Annotated in this window: 22 protein-coding genes and 1 pseudogene; 10 read left to right on the top strand and 13 right to left on the bottom strand. The window is 39.3% G+C overall.

Going from position 1 to position 22,570, the window contains the following annotated elements; translation table 11 throughout:
• Positions 1–118: 118 nt before the first annotated feature.
• Together AC6JA8_RS01870 and AC6JA8_RS01865 are read left to right on the top strand one after the other, a co-directional pair.
• Positions 119–349 carry a hypothetical protein gene (locus AC6JA8_RS01870; RefSeq protein WP_102242163.1) on the top strand — a complete coding sequence of 77 codons (231 nt, stop codon included), beginning with the start codon at positions 119–121 and terminating at the stop codon, positions 347–349.
• Between the two features lie 6 nt (positions 350–355).
• Positions 356–547, top strand: coding sequence for a hypothetical protein (locus AC6JA8_RS01865; RefSeq protein WP_497975515.1), 192 nt, complete (start codon positions 356–358; stop codon positions 545–547).
• Between the two features lie 29 nt (positions 548–576).
• Here the strand turns inward: AC6JA8_RS01865 and AC6JA8_RS01860 are convergent, their stop codons facing one another.
• Positions 577–1,425 carry a hypothetical protein gene (locus tag AC6JA8_RS01860; RefSeq protein WP_497975514.1) on the bottom strand — a complete coding sequence of 283 codons (849 nt, stop codon included), beginning with the start codon at positions 1,423–1,425 and terminating at the stop codon, positions 577–579.
• Positions 1,426–1,596: 171 nt separating this feature from the next.
• On the opposite strand from AC6JA8_RS01860, the gene trmB reads away from it, so the two are divergent.
• The 4 genes and pseudogenes from trmB (at position 1,597) to rpoD (ending at position 5,984) form a co-directional block, all read left to right on the top strand.
• On the top strand, positions 1,597–2,289 hold the full coding sequence (gene trmB, locus AC6JA8_RS01855; RefSeq protein WP_102242160.1) for a tRNA (guanosine(46)-N7)-methyltransferase TrmB: 693 nt from the start codon (positions 1,597–1,599) through the stop codon (positions 2,287–2,289).
• Positions 2,289–4,205: a DNA primase gene (gene dnaG / locus AC6JA8_RS01850; protein ID WP_497975513.1), complete on the top strand. Its 1,917-nt coding sequence runs from the start codon at positions 2,289–2,291 to the stop codon at positions 4,203–4,205. The genes trmB and dnaG overlap by 1 nt, the downstream gene beginning before the upstream one ends.
• A gap of 12 nt (positions 4,206–4,217) precedes the next feature.
• Positions 4,218–4,580, top strand: a pseudogene (locus AC6JA8_RS01845) (RNA polymerase sigma factor region1.1 domain-containing protein); the annotation flags it as partial.
• Positions 4,554–5,984, top strand: a complete 1,431-nt coding sequence (rpoD, locus tag AC6JA8_RS01840) for an RNA polymerase sigma factor RpoD (RefSeq protein ID WP_243733583.1) — start codon at positions 4,554–4,556, stop codon at positions 5,982–5,984. The pseudogene AC6JA8_RS01845 and the gene rpoD, both read left to right, overlap by 27 nt.
• Positions 5,985–6,013: 29 nt before the next feature.
• Here the strand turns inward: rpoD and AC6JA8_RS01835 are convergent, their stop codons facing one another.
• Entirely contained in the window at positions 6,014–7,294 is a 1,281-nt protein-coding gene (locus tag AC6JA8_RS01835) for a sensor histidine kinase (RefSeq protein WP_497975512.1), read from the bottom strand.
• A 42-nt stretch (positions 7,295–7,336) separates the two neighbouring features.
• On the bottom strand, positions 7,337–8,620 hold the full coding sequence (locus tag AC6JA8_RS01830) for a sensor histidine kinase (protein ID WP_497975511.1): 1,284 nt from the start codon (positions 8,618–8,620) through the stop codon (positions 7,337–7,339).
• Positions 8,621–8,765: 145 nt separating this feature from the next.
• On the opposite strand from AC6JA8_RS01830, the gene AC6JA8_RS01825 reads away from it, so the two are divergent.
• Positions 8,766–11,912 carry a DEAD/DEAH box helicase gene (locus AC6JA8_RS01825; RefSeq protein ID WP_497975510.1) on the top strand — a complete coding sequence of 1,049 codons (3,147 nt, stop codon included), beginning with the start codon at positions 8,766–8,768 and terminating at the stop codon, positions 11,910–11,912.
• A 7-nt stretch (positions 11,913–11,919) separates the two neighbouring features.
• On the opposite strand, the gene AC6JA8_RS01820 is transcribed toward AC6JA8_RS01825, so the two are convergent.
• From AC6JA8_RS01820 to AC6JA8_RS01810, 3 genes are all read right to left on the bottom strand, one after another.
• Positions 11,920–12,252 (bottom strand): hypothetical protein, encoded by a 333-nt coding sequence (locus AC6JA8_RS01820; protein WP_497975509.1) that lies wholly within the window; start codon positions 12,250–12,252, stop codon positions 11,920–11,922.
• A 270-nt stretch (positions 12,253–12,522) separates the two neighbouring features.
• Entirely contained in the window at positions 12,523–13,203 is a 681-nt protein-coding gene (gene ung, locus AC6JA8_RS01815; RefSeq protein WP_497975508.1) for a uracil-DNA glycosylase, read from the bottom strand.
• Entirely contained in the window at positions 13,203–13,625 is a 423-nt protein-coding gene (locus tag AC6JA8_RS01810; RefSeq protein WP_497975507.1) for a hypothetical protein, read from the bottom strand. Before AC6JA8_RS01810 ends, ung begins: the two co-directional genes overlap by 1 nt.
• Positions 13,626–13,848: 223 nt before the next feature.
• On the opposite strand from AC6JA8_RS01810, the gene AC6JA8_RS01805 reads away from it, so the two are divergent.
• The gene (locus AC6JA8_RS01805) at positions 13,849–14,148 is read left to right on the top strand and encodes a helix-turn-helix transcriptional regulator (protein ID WP_497975506.1); all 300 of its coding nucleotides are present in this window, start codon (positions 13,849–13,851) and stop codon (positions 14,146–14,148) included.
• Between the two features lie 33 nt (positions 14,149–14,181).
• Here AC6JA8_RS01805 and AC6JA8_RS01800 read toward each other — a convergent pair whose 3' ends face one another.
• Genes AC6JA8_RS01800 through AC6JA8_RS01780 form a run of 5 tightly spaced genes read right to left on the bottom strand, consistent with a single transcriptional unit; the run spans position 14,182 to position 18,287 of the window.
• Positions 14,182–14,526: a hypothetical protein gene (locus tag AC6JA8_RS01800; RefSeq protein ID WP_497975505.1), complete on the bottom strand. Its 345-nt coding sequence runs from the start codon at positions 14,524–14,526 to the stop codon at positions 14,182–14,184.
• 10 nt (positions 14,527–14,536) lie between these two features.
• Entirely contained in the window at positions 14,537–15,688 is a 1,152-nt protein-coding gene (locus AC6JA8_RS01795) for a sensor histidine kinase (RefSeq protein WP_497975504.1), read from the bottom strand.
• 1 nt (position 15,689) lies between these two features.
• Positions 15,690–16,559 carry a hypothetical protein gene (locus tag AC6JA8_RS01790; protein ID WP_497975503.1) on the bottom strand — a complete coding sequence of 290 codons (870 nt, stop codon included), beginning with the start codon at positions 16,557–16,559 and terminating at the stop codon, positions 15,690–15,692.
• A complete protein-coding gene (locus AC6JA8_RS01785; protein WP_497975502.1) occupies positions 16,556–17,971 on the bottom strand; it encodes an ABC transporter substrate-binding protein in 1,416 nt (471 codons plus the stop codon). The genes AC6JA8_RS01790 and AC6JA8_RS01785 overlap by 4 nt, the downstream gene beginning before the upstream one ends.
• A 19-nt stretch (positions 17,972–17,990) precedes the next feature.
• Positions 17,991–18,287, bottom strand: a complete 297-nt coding sequence (locus AC6JA8_RS01780; RefSeq protein WP_497975501.1) for a hypothetical protein — start codon at positions 18,285–18,287, stop codon at positions 17,991–17,993.
• A 388-nt stretch (positions 18,288–18,675) separates the two neighbouring features.
• On the opposite strand from AC6JA8_RS01780, the gene AC6JA8_RS01775 reads away from it, so the two are divergent.
• Complete coding sequence (locus tag AC6JA8_RS01775) at positions 18,676–19,044, top strand: CCDC90 family protein (RefSeq protein ID WP_497975500.1); 369 nt, start codon at positions 18,676–18,678, stop codon at positions 19,042–19,044.
• A gap of 30 nt (positions 19,045–19,074) precedes the next feature.
• Here the strand turns inward: AC6JA8_RS01775 and AC6JA8_RS01770 are convergent, their stop codons facing one another.
• Both AC6JA8_RS01770 and AC6JA8_RS01765 read right to left on the bottom strand, forming a co-directional pair.
• Positions 19,075–21,000, bottom strand: a complete 1,926-nt coding sequence (locus tag AC6JA8_RS01770; RefSeq protein WP_497975499.1) for a methyl-accepting chemotaxis protein — start codon at positions 20,998–21,000, stop codon at positions 19,075–19,077.
• A 159-nt stretch (positions 21,001–21,159) separates the two neighbouring features.
• Positions 21,160–21,483, bottom strand: a complete 324-nt coding sequence (locus tag AC6JA8_RS01765) for a hypothetical protein (protein WP_497975498.1) — start codon at positions 21,481–21,483, stop codon at positions 21,160–21,162.
• Between the two features lie 206 nt (positions 21,484–21,689).
• On the opposite strand from AC6JA8_RS01765, the gene AC6JA8_RS01760 reads away from it, so the two are divergent.
• Complete coding sequence (locus AC6JA8_RS01760) at positions 21,690–22,556, top strand: ImmA/IrrE family metallo-endopeptidase (protein WP_497975497.1); 867 nt, start codon at positions 21,690–21,692, stop codon at positions 22,554–22,556.
• Positions 22,557–22,570: the final 14 nt, after the last annotated feature.

Genomic DNA, 22,570 nt, shown 5'->3' with positions numbered 1-22,570 from the left:
TCCGGGATTAATGTCTAAAAAATAATTAAAAAAAATAAAAAAATGTCTAAAGTTTTGACGGCCCACACACGAAAAGTAATGCAAGAGACAAGGTAATCACAATTTCACGGAGGAAATTATGAAAGCATCAAAATCAAACACACAAGCAACATCTGAAGTTCTTTTTCAAAAATTAGGAAACACTTGGTACGTCTTCACTGAAGTATCTGGAGATATGGTTTATTCTGCTCTTCCGTACGGAATGGATCCACACACGACAAACCTTGAGCTATTCGAAGTGATCGAAAGCCATATGCAAAAAGTTTCTAAACACTATTCAAGCGGGAGAAAGCCAGAAGTGGCTGCATAAAAAATTATGGGTGCTCTAAAAAAACCTCAATGCGAAACAGTTCCAAAGGCGAAAACACAACTAAAAGTAGTTGATGATAATATCGTCCAGAAAGCTGAAATTGAACGCATGAAAAAACTGATTACCGAAAAAATCAAAGATCCGGCGCTGGCAAAAAAGGCGGCGATGATAATCACCGAAATGTTAGATAAAAAATAAAAAGGCCCTCTTCGGAGGGCCTTTCTTTTTTAAGATCCAGAGTATTCGTTATTTGAGTTATTGTTAGCTGTTTCTTTTTTCTTTCTCTCTTTGTACTCTTCCGGCTTACACTTCTTTAAAATCGCCATCGACAATTGATCCATCTCCCCTTTTCTTTCCAGGTATGGAACAAAGTTTCCGTAGTAGTAATGGTTGAAGCTTGTCATCCCATCACGGTATTTATAAATCGTCGTCTGGTGTTGAAAGTTACTGTCGATGATTTCAAGATCATATCCACCATCAACTTGTTTCATATTAACAACTAACCAAGCGTGAGCTGTTACACCTTTAATCTGTAGTTTTTGGTAAGCAATGTTCCCTTGAACTTCAACATAATCGTAAAGCTCATCCATCATCTCTTTTAATTTTGGAGCTTCAACTTCGTTGCTTCCAGAAAGACCGATAACCCAATTGAACTTCACGATCCCATCTGATTTCTGCCATTTTTCAAGTTCACGCTGAATTAAACTTCTATAGGCTCCAGAGAATTCATTAAAGTTGCTGAATCCTGGGATTTCGATAATGTCTTTACCTGAACGGATTTTACTAATGAGTTTCTCAGCTTCGCTGATTGTTGGTTTTTTTTCTGCTGGCTTATAAATCGTTAAATAAAGCGCATTTCTTTGAAAACGCGAGTGCCACCAACAAACTCCACCATTGGCCAGACCACCACGATTCTGGAAGGCCATTAAATTGGTATAACTTTTAGTGAGGTCTTTTGTGTATGAAGAAGAATCACGGTCTGCGCAAAACTGCTCTTCAGATTGAGAAGGGGTAGCTGTCGCCGCCATAGCGCTCATGCTAGCAAAGGCCAAAAGGGCCAAAATAGTCGATTTCATACAGTTGCCTCCGGGGGATAGGCTGTTTTTGTTACGTTGTCGTTGTAAGTAGAAGAATCGTATCGCAATGCAGAAATAGTGCAATTGAGCATGAAATCTTTATAGGACATCTCTTGCTAGGAGGCCCCCTAGATGGTAACTAAACCCTTTAAAATTAAAAGGCTTTAGACTATGGTTGATTATTCTTTCAAAGAAGATTTCAAGTACAAACATGAGAACCCTTATCATGAAAGGTTGGGTGCGTTTTCTGATTTCGTTTTAAGAGATAACGAAGCAGAAGCATTCAAAGGTAAGTGGAACAAAGAAATTTTTAAAAGAGACGGCGAGCTCTTTTTAGAAATCGGAACTGGTGCTGGCCATTTCATGATTGATTATTGTGCTGATCACCCACACCACCACTTCGTAGGCCTTGATTACCGATTCAAAAGAAGTTTTGCTCTGGCAAAAAAACTTTCGACTCTTGAGTTTACAAACTTCCGCTACCTCCGCGCTAAAGGCGAGAGAGTGGAATTTATGTTTGAAGAAAACGAACTCGATGGAATTTTCTATTTCTTCCCTGACCCATGGCCAAAAACGAAGCACCACAAGAAGCGTTTGATTCAAGAGCCATTCTTAAAATCAGCTCACAAATCGCTTAAGCCGGGCGGGATTTTCTATATTAAAACTGACCACGATGATTATGCAGCGTGGATGGAAAGAGAGATCAAAGCTCAGAGCGATCTCTTTGAAGTCATCCTTGAAAGTAAGGATTTAAGAGCTGAATATCCAGATCATATGCTGGCAAAATATACTACGGGCTTCGAAAAGATTTTCCTTAGCCAGGGAATCAAGATCAAAGCGTTCGTATTGAGATCAAAGAAGTAATGTCATTAGACGACTTAAAACAAAAGATTAAAGAAGAAATTCCGATTTCATCTGTGATCGGCAATTATCTTGCGATCAAGCGCTCAGGTTCAGCGCAGGTTTCCCTGTGTCCATTTCACGGCGATACAAAACCGTCGATGAATATCAACGACTCCAAAAAGATCTTCAAGTGTTTTGCCTGTGGAGCTGCCGGAGATGCTATCACCTTCGTAATGAAGTATAGAAACCTGGACTACGTTGAAGCGCTTAAAGAAATTTGCAACAAACAAGGAATCAATTTCGATTCTTACCAGGAAGAAAAAAAGACCAACCCGAAAGTGGAAATGGCCAAAAAAATCCTGACGAGAACAGCTCTCCTCTACCGCAAAACAGCTTCATCGGGAGCATTTGCACCGTATACATCATTCATTAAAAATCGTGGACTGAATGAAGAGATCGCGACGACCTACTCGCTTGGGTTTGCTCCCAACAGAAATTCGATTACCGACTATTTAAAATCAATTCCCGATCCTAAAGACCGCGATTTCGCCATCAATACAGCTCTGGATATCGGGCTTATCAGAAAAGATAAAAACGATCCTAATGCCCAATATGACACCTTTAGAGACCGAATTATCTTCCCTATCTGGGATCAATTCGGCCAGGTTGTAGGTTTCACTTCAAGGGCCATTAGAGACGATCAGAAAGCTAAATACATGAATTCGGTGGAGTCTTTCATCTTCATCAAGAGCAACATCCTCTATGGCTTCCATCTTGCTAAAAATGCCATCAGGGAAAAGGATGCTGTCATCCTGGTTGAAGGAAACATGGACCAAATCGCAATGTACAACAATGGCTTTAAGAACACCGTGGCGGTTATGGGTGTTGCATTGGGTACTAACTCACTTGAGAGGATTGTGGGTCTTACAAAAAATGTTTACCTGGCACTGGATAGCGATAAGGCCGGCTTTATTGCCATGGAAAGGATCAATAAGCAGCTCGCTGAAAAAGGTTTAGTGGCCAAATACATCGAATTCTCCCCTCAAAAGGACCCGGATGATTATTTAAAGGCCAACGGTGCACTTGCAATGCAAGAAAAGCTCGATAACGCCATTCCGGCCTTCGATATTCTGCTTGGCGCACTGATCCCAGAGAAGCTTCCAGAGGTTCTCGATAGAAAACTAGAAATCCTAAACAAAGCTTTCGAAGTCCTGGCCCCTCTGAAAATGGAGCTGTCTGCGACTGAGCGAGTTGTAAGCTTTGCTAAGCGTCTGGGTTTAAAAGCCGATAGCGCTCAAATCGTCAAAAGTTATCAAGATCACTTAAGTAAAACGACTGAAAAGCCGAAATTTATCCAACCAAAAAAAGAACAACCTACGGAAGAACCTGCTTACACTGACAGTGATTTTATCCCTGATACCAATGAAGAATTCCACTTTGATGCTGAAATTTCTCCTCCTCATATTTTCCTCTCGAAGATGGAGAAGCTCCTAGTGCAAGAAGTAGTCCAACTTCCCTCTCTATTAAACATGGATAAAATGAATGAAATCCTTGATTTAGTAGGGAATGATGAGGTAAAAAAATACATTGGAAAAATTCGTAAAATCACAATGGAAGTTGATGATAGCGAGTACGAATCAGTGGTGCTCAATGTGACGAATAGTCCAGAGTACTCGATTGATTTAAGAGAAGTCGTAACTTCGGCATTCTATAATTACAAACCTAAAGACGCTGACAACAAAACAAAACAGCGATTACTCTTTGACCTAAAAATTAAACTGCACATGGAGCAGTTAAAAAATAAGAAAGACGAAATTAAAAAACTTCAACAAACGTGCGAGTCAGAAGAAGAGATGACAAAACTCCTGACCCAGTTACTTGAAGTTGAAAAAAATATTCAACAATTAAAGAATTCAAAACCCGAAAAAATTAGTTAGGGAGAACGATTAATGAGTAACCCAATTTCACCAGCAGTGGCTCAATTCCTGAACTCAAAAGAGTTCAGTCGTCTTTTGACGAAAGGAAAAGACCAAAACTTTATTACAGCTGAAGAAATCAACGACGCACTTCCTGCCGGCATTGTCCTGGCATCAGACGTCGATGAAATCATGGGCCGCATCCTTGAGCTTAAGATCGAGGTTATGGACTCAGCAGCGGAAGAAGATGAAGATGAAGAAGGGATCCGTTTAGACGGTACTGAAATCATCGAAGAAGCACTATCACGTGAAGAAAAAGCTGAACTTCGTTCAGCATCTACAGACCCTGTAAAACTATATTTAAAGCGCATGGGTTCAGTTGCCCTTCTAACTCGCGAAGGCGAAGTTGTAATTGCAAAAGAAATCGAAGAAGGAGAAAGAGAGATTATCCTTTCTGCCCTATCTTCAACTCACGCTCTAAAAGAAGTTGGAAAGCTTCGTGAGAAGATCGAGACTCAAGAAAACCCACAAGAATTCGTTAAAGAACTTGTACGTGGTCTTGATGACGAATCATCTCCAGCTGACATCAAAAAAGTTAAAGACAGAATTTATGCGGTTATCGACCAAATCGCAGTCATCCTTCAGGAAACTGAAAAAGCTGACGGGACTCTAAAGGCCCTGGACGTTGCTCAGAAAAAACTAATGGATGAAATCTCTGCTGAACTTGCTGATTTAACTTTCAACAGAAAGATCATCAACTCTTTCGTAGAGCCAGTTAAGAAATACTACCTTCAGTTCACTGAAATGTTCGATCAACAAGATCGTATCTTCAAGTTCCTTGAAGTTGGAAATGCTGAAGACTATAAGATCCTTTACGACAGAGTAATGGAAGATGATGCGTTTAAGAGAAAGCTTGCAAAAGACCTTTTCACGACAGACGCAAAGATCGAACAACTTATCCGTAACCAGGAAGATATCCTAAGAAAGCTTCGTCGTTTAACGATCGATGCTGGTATGGAATTCGTGGAAATCGAAAAAGTTTACAAGATCATCATCGAAGGTGAAACAAAGGCCGATAAAGCGAAGGCTCAACTCGTTGAAGCCAACCTTCGTCTCGTTGTTTCTATCGCGAAGAAATACACTAACCGTGGTCTTCAATTCCTTGATCTCATCCAGGAAGGGAACATCGGTCTGATGAAAGCCGTAGATAAGTTCGAGTACCGTCGTGGATACAAATTCTCGACATACGCAACTTGGTGGATTCGTCAGGCGATCACAAGAGCAATCGCGGATCAGGCGCGTACAATCCGTATCCCTGTTCACATGATTGAAACAATCAACAAGATGGTAAGAACATCTCGTCAACTTATCCAGGAACTTGGTCGCGAACCAACTCCGGAAGAGATTGCAGAGAAAATGGAACTTCCAGTTGATAAAGTTAAAAAAGTACAAAAGATCTCGAAAGAGCCAATCTCTCTTGAAACTCCAATCGGGGAAGAAGAAGATTCATCTCTTGGGGACTTTATCGAAGACAAAAAGATCATCTCTCCAGCAGACGCTGTAATGTCTATTACACTTTCTGAGCAAACGAGAGCGGTTCTTTCAACTCTTACTCCAAGAGAAGAGAAAGTTCTTCGTATGAGATTTGGTATCGGTGAAAAATCGGATCACACTCTTGAGGAAGTAGGACAAGACTTCTTCGTAACAAGAGAGCGTATTCGTCAGATCGAGGCGAAAGCACTTAGAAAGCTTCGTCACCCATCGAGAGCAAAACTTTTAAAATCTTATGTAGATAACTAAAAAAGGGCCCGGTTAGGGCCCTTTTTTTTTTACTCAATCGAGCCAATCGGCAGCATCACCTTAAACGTCGTCATCCCATCCTCCGTTGCTGATTCCAGCTGCAGATTTCCGCCATTATGAGAGAACACATTCTGAGCATATGTTAGCCCTAAGCCCTTCCCCTCTCCTACATTTTTAGTCGTAAAAAATGGGTCATAAATCCTATCCATAATCTTCTTTGAGATCCCACGTCCGTTATCTTTAATAAGCACGTTAATATGCCCGTCATTCTTTTCCAAAAGAACCTCAAACCTGCGCTCACCTTCAATATTTTTTAGCTCATCAAAAGAGTTTTCCAAAATGTTATAAAAGGCCTGGAAAATTTCCGTATAAATCCCGTTAAAGTATAAGGGTTCATTATAAAAGTAAGTGCTCACTTTTATCTGGTTCTGACTTATCTTCTTAGAATTCATATCGATCAATGAATTTAAAAGTGCCTGCATGTCAATTTTGGCGATTTTCTTGTTCTCATCTTTATCCGAAAACGTTCTCATTGACGTTGTAATGTCATGAATGCGTTTTGTATTTCTGTCGATCATCTCCATATAATGAGTCAATGCCGCTTTATCAATTGGAGCTGAGGACTCAATCATACGATTGATCTTTAACTGTGACCCTTGAATAACCGCTAGCGGATTATTAATCTCGTGAGCCACCCCGGATGACAGTTTCCCTAAAGAGGCAAACTGAGAAAGAAGGAATGATTTTTTTTGTAGCTCTTCTTTTTCCAGTGAAGTCTTTTCTCTAAGCAAGTCAGAAAGAACACAAAGAACCGTGATCAAACTCGTGCAGAGAAAGAGTGATGTCATCATGAGTTTTTCAATTGGCGCTCCTGCTAACACGTTAAGAGGAAGAGCATCATTTTTTCCGAGATAAGAAATGATTATGATGTCCGCAAGCACAAGCAGATACCAGATCACGCTAAAAGTGGCGTTAAGAAGAAAAGAGGCCAAAATCGGTACAGTCCCCAACCACCAAATGGCAGAAGCCTTAACTCCTCCTGTATGGAGGGCAAGAAATGTAACAGAAGCAAAATGAATCGCCACAACATAGTTGGCCATAATCAAATGAGATTTAGTGAACTTCTTTACCAGTGGAATAAAACACGCCATTGCTGAAGCCAGGGCACAAGAAATGGCGAGCGATGTTGCGTGGTATTTGCCGTAGTAATAAAAAGAAAAAAAGAGCCCCATTCCTACCAGACTGTAGGTAAAAGGAATGATGTACTTGGCCTTCGCTCGTTCAGAGTGCTTGGATAATCTAATCTTCATTTAAATTAGATTTTATTAGAACCAGTATCTTTTTCAATGGAATTAAATTGCTTGTTTGGGAAGAACAACTTTAAAACACGCGCCTTTTCCAGGAGCGGGGACAAACTCCAACGTTCCACCATTAAAGGTGATAATATTTGATGAGTATGTAAGCCCTAATCCTGTAGCCTGACCGATACTCTTTGTGGTGAAGAATGGATCGAAAATATTTTTAGTAAATTCCTCGGGAATCCCTCGGCCATTATCTCTAATAAAGATCACCATATTTGGACCATAATCATCTAAAGTGATTTCGATTTGGCCATTTCCACGACTCAGATCAATGAGTTCATCTAAAGCATTTTCTACAATAATATAGATGGCCCTAAAGATCTCATTGTAAATCCCAGAGAAATACAACCCTGTTTGTTTGAAATAAGTGTGGATTTGAATATCGCGGTTTCCGATTCTCTCTTTTGCCATGGTCGCAACTGACATCAAAAGCTCTTGCATATTTATCGGTGCAATTCTGCGATTGCTCTTATCGGAGATACTTCTCATTGAAAATGTCACATCCTGGATGCGTTTAACATTTCTTTCGATTTTATCCATGTAGTTTTCAAGGGCTTTTTTATCGACTGGTCTTTCGGATTCAAGCATTCTTCTAATTTTGTACTGGCAACCCTTGATGACCGATAATGGATTATTGATTTCGTGAGCTACTCCGGTGGCGAGGTTACCAAGCGAGGCCAATTGTGTAAGCCTGAAGGATTTATTTTGCAGTTCTTCTTTTTCGGAAGTCGTCTTTTCTCGCAGAATATCGGCCAGGATACAAAGAGCTGTAATCAAGATGATTCCAAAAACAGTTGAAGTCACCAAAAAGCGATCCATTCCATCCAAGGGCACCACATTGGCCGGTAGCATATCCAGCCTTTTAAGCTGGTTGACGAGAACAATGTTTAATATCGTAATCCCAAACCAGACAATGCTGTAAAAAGCGTTAAGCAAGAAGGCCGCAAGCACTGGCACGATACCGATCCACCAGATTGAGCTCGCTTTAATCCCACCTGTGTAAAGGGTCAGCATCTCGATGGTGATGAAATAAACGACAATAATGTAATTTGCAGTGAGTAAATAAGATTTAAATGTGCGCATGATGAGCGGTAAGAACATGACAGCTACGCAAGCCCCTAAACAACTAAGGGCCAGAACCTTAGACTCATACCTGAAATAATAAGTCAGAGAAAAATAGAGCCCTAAAGTTACAAAGCAGTAAGTAAAGGGCAACACATAACGTGCCTTTGCTGATTCTGATTGTTTCGAAAGTTGTGTGCTTAAGAACTCCATGGCCTGAGGTTAAGTAAAATTCCATGGAAATTAAATGCGCACGCCATTACCTGATTAAAATACTTTTTATCCAGAAAAAGTGCCGAAAATAGAGGTGAAATAGAAGAAAATCGCTTATAATACCCTTTTATCCACAAGAGATTTAATGAACGATCGTACCTGGAACATTCCTGAAAAAATAAACGAAGAATGTAAGCGCTTTTTTTCGCCTGCATTAATTCAAAACGGCTTGAGATTTTTTAAACTCTCGCGCGTGTCTATTTCGTTTAAAAAAGGTTCACCTGATACGTACTACATCGTAAGTGGTATCGTGCGTGATGACCGCGCTCACGAAACAAAGATCGTCTACAAAAAACGTCTTGAAGGCACGCCAGAAGGCCCCTTCTCTTCAAACTGTGATTGTCACCACTGGAAAGAAGGTTCGCACTGTCAGCACGTTGTTGCTCTCTTTTTAACTTATCAAGTTCAACAGTATTTAGAAGAACAAGGTGAAGAAACCGCTGATAACAATGAGAGTGGGCTTCCACCAATCGTTATCAACTCAAGCTTTGGGGTTAACGTCGCTGAGTACGGGACTATCATCGGTGGGCCTCACCAACTTATCGGTGCTCCCGCAGCTCCAACCTACTCTTCACTTCAATACCTTCTTCACAATAAAAAGATCGTTCCTTTCCCAATGCCTGAAACATTCAGAGGAAAGTTACAGCTACACCTTTTCCACGATGAAAAGGTACGCTTTAAATACCGTTCTCCTGAAAGTGATAAAGCTATTTCAGAAGTTTCTATTTTTGAAAACCTTTACATCTTCAATTGGAGAGATGGAACTGTCCTACATATCCCGAATGACTTAAAAATTCTTATCCAAAGAATCAGACTGAATCTTTTTAACTACACTATCAACGATATCCTGACGAACATTCAGGAACTGGACCTCTTTTCGCAAGTAGAAGTCTTTATCGAAAATGTAGCGCTGGAAGAAATCAGAACCAGCAGACCAAAATGCCGCGTGACTTTAGCTCCGGCAGAAAAGAAGGGACTGCTTCACGCCTCCTTGGAATTCTTCGATGAATCAGAGCTCCTTGTCGCTCCAAACGAATTCATGTCGTTTTTTACTTTCAATCATGGAATTCTTGGGCACTTTAAAAAGAAACAAGAAGCTTATGATTTCGTTCTTGCTGTTAAAGACAGCTTAGTAAACGGAAACGAGAGCTATAAAAAGTTTATTGTCTCGGCCAATAAGAAAGTGAAAGCTCAAAGTTTAATCAGCGAGATTACTAAAAACCGCGACACCATTGTTTACGATCAGACAAACCACCTTGTTTGCCTGTACGAAAACCAAACGATCCGCGAGCTTTTCCTGGCGATGATCGAGCACTTTGGAGACCAGTTCTTCAGATACGCTCACCTCGACGGCGAAGAAAAGAAAGTGAAATATGATGTTCAACCGGGAGTTGTCTTCCAGGGACTATCAGAATTCCACCGCGCAATCTCTCTTTTGAATATTGAAATTTATTACGACCGCCACGAGATTTCTAAATGGAACTCGCGCATCAGGTTCGAACGTCGCTCTTCAAGCACGAAATGGTTCGACCTCGAACTCAACATCGACCAGGATGACTTAGCAGTTATTCAGGAAGCCGATCTTGAGGCCGGAATGGTTATTACCAAAAAAGGTCTGATCCTTTTAACAAAGGAACAAAAAGACCTGATCCGCTTCATGCAGAAGTATACAAAATACGAAGCGACTGACACTCAGACAAAAATTGATGGAAGCCAGTCGTTTAAAAAATTCATTCTGCCGTTTAACCGCGCAAGAATTTTTGAATTATTTGAACTAAGAAAATTAGGAATTGAAGGAGCCCTTTCAGAAGAAGATATCGCTCTTTGCGAAAGACTCTCTAACCTCACTGAAATGCCAAGCTACCCTCTTCCACAGGAACTGGATGGCGTTTTACGTCCGTACCAGCAAGTTGGATACAATTGGCTAAGGTTCCTGCACGAACACAAGCTTGGTGCCTGTCTTGCCGATGATATGGGTCTTGGTAAGACTCTACAGACGATTACGTTCCTGCAATCTATTTACGACAAAATCGACCGCGTCCTGGTTGTGTGTCCAGTGACAATCCTTCTGAACTGGGAAAAAGAAATCCAAAAGTTCTCGAAAATGAGCATGCACATTTATCACGGTGGCTCGCGCGAGATTCCAAGTGATAAAAAGATCATCCTGACTTCTTACGGGGTGATGAAAAAAGAATCTGAAGCTGTTTTCTCAAATATCAACTTCGACATTCTGGTACTAGATGAAGTTCAGCACTTAAAGAACGTCAGGTCTTTGGGGGCTTTCTCAGCGAGAAAGATCAATGCTGATTTCAGAATCTGTTTAACTGGTACGCCGGTGGAAAACGATCTCTCAGAGTTCTACAACATTCTCGATTTAAGTATCCCAGGAATCTGGGGCGATCTTCAGTTCGTAAGAGCTGTTTCAAATACAAAGACCAGAGGAATCGCCAGAAGAACGGCCAGTCCGTTTATTCTAAGACGTACTAAGGCCCAGGTTCTTCACGATCTGCCACCGAAAATCGAAAACAACGTCTACCTGGAATTGAACGAGGAAGAAAACAAGTTCTACCAGCAAAACATCGTTTCGATCCGCGCACGCATTCAAAGCTCGACCACTTCAGCGAAGTACGGGGAAATCCTGCGCGGTCTACTACAACTAAGACAAAATTGCTTATGGCAAAACCGTGCTGGAGATAACAACTACAAGCACATTGATTCAACTAAGATCGACTTCCTGTTAGAAACACTGGAAACAATCTTGGAAGAAGGCCAGCAGGCCATCATCTTCTCTCAGTTTACGACTTACTTAGATATCATCCAGCACTTCTTCAGAGAAAAGCACTGGAAGTTCTCACGCATCGACGGATCTCAAAGCATCAACAAACGTCAGGAACAGGTTGACCAGTTCCAGTCGGGAAAAACTCCGATCTTCCTTATCTCACTTAAGGCCGGAGGTGTGGGGCTTAACTTAACAGCGGCTAGCTACGTGTTCATCATGGACCCATGGTGGAACCCGGCCGTTGAATCGCAAGCGATCGATAGAGCTCACAGAATCGGGCAGAAAAACACACTGACGGTTTATCGTCCGATTATTAAAAACTCGGTTGAAGAGAAAGTTCTTAAGCTTCAGGAAGAGAAGAAACAGCTCTTCTCTGATCTTCTTTCGACGGATGATGATCAGGTGTTCTCTGGTCGCTTGACGATGAAAGATTTTGAGATGCTTTTTTCTTAGTCTGTTTTTAGTCAAGAGCCTTACAACGAATCGAAAGCTTCACTTTCCCATCCGCTTTAACTTTACCTGCAACAGAACACTCAGCCTCGCCTTCTGGTTTTGGCCACAACTGTCCTGTGCCTGTAACGACATCGTTTTCTACAGTTAACTTGAAAGCACTGTAGCTTGATGAATTGGTACAATATATAGCGATCACATCCGTTTCCGATGGATTGATTTTACATTTAGAACCTTGAGACTTCTCCACCGCTAATTTAAGGTTAGATACCAAATCTTGTGCCGACACAGTCGCCGAAAAACTTAACCCTAAAATCATTAAAAATAGTGATGTCTTAAGCATAATTCCTCCAAATCCCCCTAATCATAGCACCTGAATAAAAATGCCTTAAAAGAAGTGAAAAATTTACGGAGGTGTTCAATTTTTTTACAGTGTTGTCGTTACACTAGTTTATGAGTTTGTTGAAAATAGTCCTCAATGTTTTTGGCCCTTCGTTCGATACTTAGGCCTCTTCGAGGGTTGATAAATGTCATTCGAAAAACTCATTGGTTGGTCATTTAAATTGGTGTTGAGCATTTGTGCTGGGTTTTGCATCAAGATTTTGATGTTTACCTAGTCAAGCTTCCAATCAATCGGTTTAATACTTTTCGATTCAAGATAAGTATTAGTTTGAGAAAACGGTTTACTCCCTAGAAACCCTCTGTGCGCAGAAAGTGGAGATGGATGCACCGATTTAATCACGTGGTGTTTTTTTGTGCTTACAGCTTTTGCTTTTTTCTGAGCAGGACTTCCCCACAGGATAAAAACTAAGTGCTCACGTTTTTCGTTTAGCACTTTAATAATTTTATCTGTGAATTCATTCCATCCAATATCTTTGTGAGACATTGGCTTCCCACCTAAAACGGTCAGCTGATTATTTAAAAGCAGAACACCTTGCCTTGCCCACTTCTCAAGATCGCCATTAGAAGGCTTTTTTGCCCCCATATCGCTCACAAGTTCTTTGTAGATATTCACCAGTGAGGGTGGAACCTTAATCCCCGGCTTAACTGAAAAACTAAGCCCGTGGGCCTGCCCAGGTCCGTGGTATGGGTCCTGGCCAATAATAACGACTTTTACTTTTGAAAAGGGAGTCAGGTTTAGTGCAGTGAAGAGTTCTTTTTTTGGCGGGTAAACAGTTTCTTCAGCATAAGCTTTCTGAAGTGTCTCTTCCATCGCTTTAAAATACGGCGCCTCGAATTCATCTTTTAGAACTTCAAGCCAAGACGGGTCTTCAATATACTGAGAAAGCTTCATTACTTAATTCTGCAATCTGGAAGTGCGCTAATCGCTGATCCCAAATCAATTTTGCAGTTAAATAATTCCATCACTGCTGGTGATGATGTTGTTGAGATAACTTTATTCGTTGATGTTTCAATCAAGCGAACTGATGTTTTTGCCATGATTCCAAAATATGTCGATGTACATTCAACTGAAGCGTCACTGATAAATTCAACAGATGAAACTTCTGATGGATGAGAAAGAACTGTAACAAAATATCCTTTTTGTTCGTAGGCCTTGATGACTTCTTCTTTTTTAGTGTCTTCGTTCATTGCTCTTCCGAATGGAAGAAGGCCTAGTGAGCATTGGTTTCCTGAGATTGTGGCTGCGTTTGTTTCGGCTGAATATAGAGCGATGACGGCAACGACTGCTAGGATGATTTTTTTAATTAGTAGCACTGGAAAGGCTCCTGAATGTATGAATTTATTCAGGGGTGTTTTATAGAGAAATTGTTGATTTTTCAAGATAGAAATAAACCTTATTTCAAAATTAATAACTCCCTTCCGATAGTTACAATCTCATGCACAATAAATGAACATTCTACCTATTTACAAGTAAGGTAAAAAACCTTACAGATAAAGAATCATGGATTAAAATTCCTATATTTTGAGGTCAATAATTATGGTTATTAAATCACTATCAAAAAAACTTGAATCTGAATTAGGGCCTTTGAGTTTTGGAATGTTTATGAGAGTTTCAAGAAAATCTTTGGGCCATACTCAGCAAGAAATGGCTGATCTTTTGGGGATTGCGAGAGGAACCTTGTGTGATATCGAAAAAGGGCGTCAATTTGTTAGTGTTGAATTTGCTACGAAAGTTGCAAAGAAAGCGGGGCTCTCGGGGGTGATGGCGGTTGAGGCTTGTTTTGTGGATCAGATTAGGAAGTCGAATTTAAACTATCAAGTTAAAGTAAAAGCTTAAAACATAATTTCTTAGATACTTCACGGATCATCCTTAGATTTCTTTAGGTGGTTCTTTATTTATGACACCTTTGATAAATGGAATATGATCAAATGCTGCAGAATTATGTCCTGTCGCTAAATAGATTTTTAAAAAACCTTGCTTAAAAAATTTTTGGGCCAAGATCTCACCTTTTACTTCTTGACCAGTTTCATCCTTTCCAAGATTTGAATCAATATAAAGCACTGTCTCTGCATCAATATTCACTAAATCTAATTCTAAATCTTTTGCACTAGAATATGCCTTAAAATTATGTTTTCGTATTTGAGCATTAAATTCCCATGTCATTCTAACAAGCTCATCATCATCAACTAAAATGTAATCGTATTTTATCTTCACTGGTTATTTCTCATGTTGCTGCAGATGGAATATGTAGGGTAATAGTAGTACCTATCCCCTCATCACTTTCTATTATAAAACTTCCCTTCCAAGATTTGATTGTTGTCATTGCATGATGCAGCCCCAGCCCACTTCCAGAAGTTTGAAGATTTTCTTTTCCATAGCTAAAGCCTTTAGCTCCCAGTTTATTAAAAAGAGCTCGAGGAATTCCTTTTCCAGTATCTGTTATTTTTAACTCGATCATATTGTTATTTGAGACCAAAGAAACCTGAATCTTCTTAACAAGACTACTCTGACAAGCCTCGATAGCATTATTTAAAATATTGGACACAATTCTTTCAAGCTCAACCTTATTGGCTAAAACATAAAAATCATTATCAACTCCAGAATCAAATTTAAAAGTAACACCATTCTTCTTGTCGATCTCTTTTTCTGTAACAATTCCTTGAACAATTCTCCCTATTAAACAAGGACTTAATGTATTTTCGTTATCAGCATTAAGCTGATTGAATAACTCTTGAGTTCTATCTAATGATCGTGCAAACATTTCTTTAATTTTAGGATCAACATCTCTTAAGATTTCTAAAAATAACTTCATCGTTGCAATAGGAGATGCTACATCATGCCGAATCTGTAATGTCTTATCAAAAAACATTTGCTTTTCAATCTCTGAAGCTTTGATCCTGACAAGAGAAATTTCTTCTTGCTTATTCAAATATTTATTTAACTGGTTTGCTCCAAGGGCTAAAATTAAATAAATCAATGTTTCTAAAATAATAGACTGCCAAGGCATATTGAGCTGAAGAGTGATCCTATATTTTAAACCATTGACTGCTTTGGAATCAAAAGAAAACTCATTAAAAGCTTTCATCAACACAGATTGGTAACAGTGATTTTGATTGACCGTAGAGTAGAAAACTCTCTTCTCAGAAAAATCTTCAATCAATTCGGAACATCTAATGATTTCTAGCTTTTCAAGATCTAATATCGATTTAGATAATGCATACGTATTTGCAATTAGTGATTCATTTCGCAAAAGTGAATTTATCACTTGTTGCGTTCTGTACTCTGACTGTTGATTTGCCCATCTGAAATAGAAGAAAGTTACAAGCGCTACTAGTATGGTCAGTACATATATTAGATTCAATTTACTTAACTTCATACTAATATAAAAACCTTTCAATAGGCCCCTCGTGCCACGATGTCCATCCCCCTATGATTACTCTAGCGATGAAGCATTCTTTGTGATGAACTGACTCTATTTTTTCGAATACAACCTCAGGTATTGGCCATTTTTTTTCCGATGCTTTATTAATTTGTGCAAGTGCAATATCTTTATTTTTTGAAAAATAGACAACTTTATTAGCAGGAAAATGATCATTCCCGACGGTGTTATTCTTAACAACAAGTAAATGTCGATATGATTCTAAAAGTGAGTGCTGCCATACCGAACCGTCATTTGTCTGGGCAGAAGACCCAGGAAATATTCCGTCTTTAGTGAAACCCATTGTTTGAGCAACTTCGATATCTATAAATTTTCCATGAAAAAAAATAGTTACGATCTTTCGATAATACTTAACTTCAACAAATTGCTTTGCAAAGAAAATTGAAGCGGGATCTAAATGTATTTGATCTTTAGGAATCTCTTCAATAAAAAAGCCATCATCGATCCACTTACTCATTACCCAGCGCTCGCATGCTTCAGAAAGAGCTCTAAAGATTGTATTCATCTGATCGAATCCTGCTGCAAAGCCACATGCTGTTGGAATAATGTCTAACCCCCAACTTTCGCGCACACTCTCAGGCTGAGAAGAAATTGTATAAAATGCTTTTCTTTCTAGGTACTCAGCAAAAGAAATTTTTCTTGCATGCATTTTATCTGATGCAAATCCTCCCGCTATTGGAAGATTACTTTTATCGAGCACTGTCGAGTGCCAATAATCAATTCCGATTTCGGGAAAAAGGCTCGCTTCTTCGATTCTACATCCGTTTAGATTGAATTCATCATTAAACCAATTTAATAGTGAGCTCATTCGATTTCTACTTGATCAAACCTAACTACGCTTATTAAGGGACTGATAGACTTCGTATTTATGCCTGAAGAGATGTACCACTGAAGACCAAAATGGCTTATTGGCAATATCGCCGAATCCTCTTCTACTGCCGTAATAAACTGATCTGTGAGTTCTTGTTCTGTTAATTTATCTACATTATATTTTTCCAGCATCCTCTTCACTCTTCCAGATGGATCTGGCAAATTAGGCCCAACAGAGGAAAAGAAAAACATATCAAGTCCCCATGCTTCAACCCCACTCCCAACGGAAGTTCCAGCAATTCGAAGATCATAACTTGGATCAGAATGATCTTTCCATGTAAACTCGTTATTTTTCATAACGTATTTCCAACCTAATGACTCTAGAGCATCTATCAGAATTTTATAAGCTGCATATTTAGGACTCGTGGCATCTAGCACTTTCCCTTCTATTACTAAAGGTTTTTTTGGAGGACTTACAACAACATCGGGAAGACTCTGCTTTGCTCTTTGTTGTGATGGATAAAAAAAGGGACTGTATGAAGCACTTGGCTGCTTATTGGGATAATTTTCTCTTTTGGTCTGAACTGCATTATCAAGGGCCCTGCGATTCTCTAGCTTTGAAAAGAAACCCTCTTTTATATCTCCAAGTAAAATACTACACATATATTCTGGAACTAGTGGATAATTTTTTAATTTGGATGGTAGTGAGTTTAAGGGTTGCAATGAATCAATAATTGTATTTCTCTTTACTCCTGCTTCACTCGTTGGAATATCATGAGTTATAATGACCCTTTCTGGAGATTTTGAAGCAAAATCTATCCATTCTTTTCTCTTCACAAGTACATACTCTTTCCCTATTTCAATTTTTTCTACCTTGTAAGCTCCTGAAGAAATAAATTTAGAATCATCTTTCCACGATAAATCAGGATTTAAATTCTCTTCGCATATATAACCAAATGGAGCAAAGGAAAGGAGTTGTAATGGTCCTGATCTTGTTGGTTCTGTAAATCTAAATGACAATGTATCATCAAAAACGATTATCCCGGGAAATGTATCTATTTTCCCATTAACTAAATCACTAAAACCTTCAAGTTTATTAAAAACGGGAACATTTCCTTTTTTGGCAGCTACTTTAAAAGAACGAATTAAACTCTTTTTAAAGCTCGCAGCTGAAATTTCTTCTCCATTTTCACAAGTATAGCCTTTCTTAATCTTAAAATCCCACCGAGTTGGCGAAACCCTTTGCCAGCTTTCACTAATTCTTGGTTCATAACGACCATTATTTGAATAGTACACTAGGTTCCCAATTAATTGCTGAACAATAACGGCTGGAGCATATCTCTCAGCTTCGTAAAGATTCAAAGTAATTGGAATTTGATTCCCTGCAAGTATATAAGATAATGTATTCAAATTTTTCCTGCTGCCTTGATTACTTAAAGCCTTTATTACCAACCCCATGAGCACGAGCAATAGAAACAATAGTACTAAAACGATCATACGTTTCGAAACGAATGTCTTTACCTTCATCTTCTTTACTCACTTTTAAATATTCATTCCAGTCGATATTAACTTGGTAACGGTTATAAAATTCTTCTCGAACAACTTGAGCTGAAATCCCGTACTCATCAAGATTGTGAACTTGAACTACAATGTAATTTTCACCAGCTCTTGTGATCTGACTTGAAAAAATTGCGAGAACAGAAACTAAGGCTTTCTTTAAATTCATATAACTCCCACTTAATACAAATATTCGTGATACATTTCTTAAAATATTTATAACTAGATTCAAAATTGCGATATTATTTATTATAATTCCTTTGAGCATACATGATTATGCTATCGATAAATTGAATATTTTTCATTTATGAAAAATATTCAATTCACATCCTTGCCAGCCTCATTTCAAGTGATGTTCAACTTAGTAAAAATATTAAATGGCGACAATTCGGCTTCCTTAACAAGGAAGCCACGATTTAGGCTGGAAGAGCAAAAATTATTGCCCTTGTGATTAATTAAGAAATCTCGACTAAAATTACTGTTGTTTTATTAAATACTTATAAAGACCTTGTCCGAACCTCCTTCGCATTCATGATACAAATCCAAAGGAGTTACCCATGATTCACATTTTACGCTATACTGAAGATCTAGAAAAAGCTGGTTTTACCAGTGAGCAGGCCAAAAAATCTGTACAAATCTGGATGGAACTTATGGATCAAAATTTTGCAACCAAGTCAGACTTAAAAGAGCACTCTTTTATGGTGAAAGCAGATCTTGTGAATATGCAAAATGAGATTAAAGAACTTAGAGCTGATTTTCAAAGCGAAATCAAAAGTTTTAGAACTGAGTTTCAAAACGAAATTAAAAGTTTTAAAACTGAAATTCAATCAAACACTAAAGAACTAGAGCATAAACTAACTATCCGCTTGGGAGCATTGCTATCTACAGGAATTATCCTTTTAGGTGTATTAATCTCTTTGAAATAATTTAGATATGAAAGGGGCTTTCGTTATACACTAGCCCCCTTTCACAATCCTATTCAACTCATCCACCTGCTCATTTAACCCACTCGACTGCTCCCCAAGAACAACCACCGTCTGCGAAATTCTCCCAGACACATTCATATTCTTCTCAGAAGCTTCTTCCAGAATCCTCATGGCCTGATTAATCTCTTTCGCCTCACGATCCTGAGCATTCGTCCCTTCTTTTATCTCTGTCGCTTTAGTCGAAGCTAATTCCACTCCTGAAATGATCTCAGAGAGAACCTCACCACACTTCTGAGCGGCGACAGTTCCCTTATCTACGATAATCATATTGTCTGCAGACATCTTTTCATTCGAAGCTTTTGTCTGAGCGATAATGCGGTTAATTTGAGTTGATCCATCTAAGATAATATCAGTAATCTCTTTTGAAGCCTTTCCAGACATATTGGCCAGGTTCCCTACCTCTTCCGCTACAACCGAGAACCCTTTCCCTAACTCTCCTGCTCTCGCCGCTTCTACAGAGGCGTTAAAGGCCAAAAGTTTTGTTTGGAAAACGATATCATTGATCACGTTCGTCTTTTCTTGAATGACATTGATAACCTGGACGATGCTATTGATCTCTTCAAAATTCTCTTCCATCTTCTTAAGCATTGAAACGTTACTATCTTTGATCTGAATAATCGAATCGACCATTTCAGAGACAATCGCTGAACCGCGCTCGCCTTTTGCATAACATTCAGTCAGAAGCTGATTAGACTCGTTGGCCTTATTTGAATTTTCCGTAATCGAGACAGAAATCTGATTTACGGATTCAGTTGTCTGTGTCAGAAGAGTTGCTTGTTCCTGGCTGACAGCATTTAAGTCTTTTTGAGCGTCGGCGATAACCTGAGACACTCTCGTCACTTCAGTTGCTCCAGAAGCAACATTTTCAGTGATCACTTCGATTTTCTTACTAATTGATGAAATCATCATCCACACAAGAGCGGCGATGAGAATTGTGACAAGAACTGCTCCACCGACTTGATAGAGAAAGAGGTTGTTTGATTCTTTCTTAAGTGCGCTCATTGGGACAACACTTGCATAATACCAAAGCTCTGGTGATCTTCCCATCTTTACCGGGCGGAAGTATTTTACAGATTCTTCTTTTAAGTATGGTTCATACGATTGGATATAAAAAGGCTCACCTCTTTTCATTTTTTCCTGAATTTCGATCGCTTCTTTTTCAATCGGCCATGGTTTATTCAAATTGCCTGAATCAATATCTGCGGCAATCTTTCCACTGCTGGTGATTAGACGAGAAAGGCCTTTTTCAAACGGGCGCGACTTCTCAAATGTTTCCTGAATAGAACTGATTCCAAAATCACATCCAATGACACCAAGGAAATCGCCCTTATCATAAATCGGAATGCTGATTGAAGTGAGAAGTTGTTTCTTACCATTTACATCATCGAGGTAAGGATCAATCATGATCAAATCCTTCACTTCTTGAGGTTTCGCGAAGTAAGGTTCATTCATCACATCTTCCCACTTATACGGGTCTTGAAGAACAGGGACTCCTTTATCATCGCGCGCCCAAAAAAGCGTAAAACGACCGTTTTTGGCTTCGTCGTCGCCGAATTTTCCAGGAACCCAGTCTGCCCATGCACCTTTAAGGAATTTGTTAGAGTTCACCCAGTAATTAAAATGTACGCTGAACGTATCGCGGTCGAGTTTCTTTTGATCAACCCAGGCCTGAACCATCTTGGCCATATTATCAACTTCAATAGAGGCCTTATTAACTTCTGTGAGGATTTCAGTAGAAGTCTTAATCGACTCCTGCTCTAGAGACGTGTATGTCATTTTCTCGAGAGTGGATTTCGTATTGAGAAAGTTGAGAACGCTAAAAGCAGTGAAAGCAACAGCGACCAGAATAATAATTGGGAGGAAAACTCTCCACTTCATCGAAAGACGATTGAACAAACAAAACCCCTTAGTTAAGAACTGTCTGTTTATCGTAACTTAGAAATAGAATCTTTAAAAATACTTAATTGGTTTGACGAATGGCCGAGTGGTCTTATCGGAGGAGAAAACAAGAATGCCCTACTAGGGATAGGGCATTCCGTAAAAGACTGACGAAGATTAGATTTCTTCGATTAATTTTTCTGATTCATCAAGGATCTTGTTGATAGCATCTACGTTTTCTTCTGTTAATTGTTCATCAGATGCGATTGAGTTTAATCCTTCTTCTGCTTGAGCAAGTTTTTCTTCAACAGAGTTCACGATTGCAGCTACGATTTTTCCTTCAGTGATATCGTCTGTTTCGAAGTTGTTAAGTTTTTCTTTTAGAGCTTCTCTTTGCATTTCGATTCTTGATTCAATTCCAAGTAGAGCTTTAGCTGAAACTGTTGCTGCTTGAGCTGTAATAAGGGCGAATAAACTTACGATTGCGATGAATGACTTCATTGGGCTTCCTTGGTTAAAGATTTAGGGGCATCTTACTCCTTTGCACTTCCCAATGAAGGGGTTTTGTAAATTTTACAGGTGGGTGTAAAGTCTTTTGCCTCCCATAAATAACAATTATTACAGGTGATTTTGATCAAATTTTGAACACCCCCATAAATCTTATAAGCTAAGCCCATCCCCGCCCTATTTCCCAGTACTATATCCAGATGAAAACCTATATCGCCATTGCCTTCTCTCTTCTCGTAAGCCTTCCTGTGTCTGCTCAATTTATCGATTTCCCCCAGACAGAAGTCAGAAGCATTCTTCTTATGACCCCTGAGCAGATTAAACAATTTGCCCATAAAAAAGAAATTGAACTCTTCAAGTTCACAGACCCTGTGCCCTCTCAATCAAAGGACATTGCCCACGGATTCCTGGCTACCTTACCGGAAGCAAATCAGGAACTTTTTAAGCCTTTTCAGGAAATTTTCACTGGCTCGACATTAGGGGTGTATTTCTCTAAACACAATTCAAGTATTGATCTCGAAAGTGACACTATACTTTTTTCAAGTGAAGCTGATCGCTGGACGATTGCTCACGAGATGGGACACGCCCTGATAGATAAAAACAGGCCGTTGGAAATGAAAAGAGATGAAGGTGCCGACATTGAACGCCTTCGCAATGCCAAGGAAGATTATGAGGAAGTCATGAGCCTTTATCGCAATCTTGGTTTTTTCCCTAGCCAGGGCTATATGCAAAGGGCCTTGCACTCCATTCAGACCTGGACAAGCTTGATGCTTAATATGCTTTATACTTATGAATTAGAAGAAGTTCGTATCGAGCGCTACCTCATCAGTCTTTATGAAACTGAACCGGGTTTAAAACTTGATTCACATACGTATAAGAGGAGTTTTTGGTATATTGGGAAAAATTGTACGAGTGCCAAGGCGAAAGTAAATCTTTCGCTTGAGGTGCTTGAGTACTTTTACTCGATTGTGTCGAAGGATTTTAAAGAGGCTTATAAGGATGAGTTTTTAAAGCATAGAAAACTTTTGAATCAGCATAGTAAAACAATAGGTGAAATCTGCTTATAGTGGCATCTCTTATG

Source organism: Bacteriovorax sp. HI3 (genome assembly GCF_059738875.1).
This window is presented reverse-complemented; position numbering and strand designations above follow the sequence as displayed.

Bases quoted from the DNA above. Each gene is read 5' to 3' on its own strand.
- AC6JA8_RS01870 (WP_102242163.1), top strand. From the start codon at position 119: ATGAAAGCATCAAAATCAAACACACAAGCAACATCTGAAGTTCTTTTT.
- AC6JA8_RS01865 (WP_497975515.1), top strand. From the start codon at position 356: ATGGGTGCTCTAAAAAAACCTCAATGCGAAACAGTTCCAAAGGCGAAA.
- AC6JA8_RS01860 (WP_497975514.1), bottom strand. From the start codon at position 1,425: ATGAAATCGACTATTTTGGCCCTTTTGGCCTTTGCTAGCATGAGCGCT.
- trmB (WP_102242160.1), top strand. From the start codon at position 1,597: ATGGTTGATTATTCTTTCAAAGAAGATTTCAAGTACAAACATGAGAAC.
- dnaG (WP_497975513.1), top strand. From the start codon at position 2,289: ATGTCATTAGACGACTTAAAACAAAAGATTAAAGAAGAAATTCCGATT.
- rpoD (WP_243733583.1), top strand. From the start codon at position 4,554: ATGGGTTCAGTTGCCCTTCTAACTCGCGAAGGCGAAGTTGTAATTGCA.
- AC6JA8_RS01835 (WP_497975512.1), bottom strand. From the start codon at position 7,294: ATGAAGATTAGATTATCCAAGCACTCTGAACGAGCGAAGGCCAAGTAC.
- AC6JA8_RS01830 (WP_497975511.1), bottom strand. From the start codon at position 8,620: ATGGAGTTCTTAAGCACACAACTTTCGAAACAATCAGAATCAGCAAAG.
- AC6JA8_RS01825 (WP_497975510.1), top strand. From the start codon at position 8,766: ATGAACGATCGTACCTGGAACATTCCTGAAAAAATAAACGAAGAATGT.
- AC6JA8_RS01820 (WP_497975509.1), bottom strand. From the start codon at position 12,252: ATGCTTAAGACATCACTATTTTTAATGATTTTAGGGTTAAGTTTTTCG.
- ung (WP_497975508.1), bottom strand. From the start codon at position 13,203: ATGAAGCTTTCTCAGTATATTGAAGACCCGTCTTGGCTTGAAGTTCTA.
- AC6JA8_RS01805 (WP_497975506.1), top strand. From the start codon at position 13,849: ATGGTTATTAAATCACTATCAAAAAAACTTGAATCTGAATTAGGGCCT.
- AC6JA8_RS01795 (WP_497975504.1), bottom strand. From the start codon at position 15,688: ATGAAGTTAAGTAAATTGAATCTAATATATGTACTGACCATACTAGTA.
- AC6JA8_RS01790 (WP_497975503.1), bottom strand. From the start codon at position 16,559: ATGAGCTCACTATTAAATTGGTTTAATGATGAATTCAATCTAAACGGA.
- AC6JA8_RS01780 (WP_497975501.1), bottom strand. From the start codon at position 18,287: ATGAATTTAAAGAAAGCCTTAGTTTCTGTTCTCGCAATTTTTTCAAGT.
- AC6JA8_RS01775 (WP_497975500.1), top strand. From the start codon at position 18,676: ATGATTCACATTTTACGCTATACTGAAGATCTAGAAAAAGCTGGTTTT.
- AC6JA8_RS01765 (WP_497975498.1), bottom strand. From the start codon at position 21,483: ATGAAGTCATTCATCGCAATCGTAAGTTTATTCGCCCTTATTACAGCT.
- AC6JA8_RS01760 (WP_497975497.1), top strand. From the start codon at position 21,690: ATGAAAACCTATATCGCCATTGCCTTCTCTCTTCTCGTAAGCCTTCCT.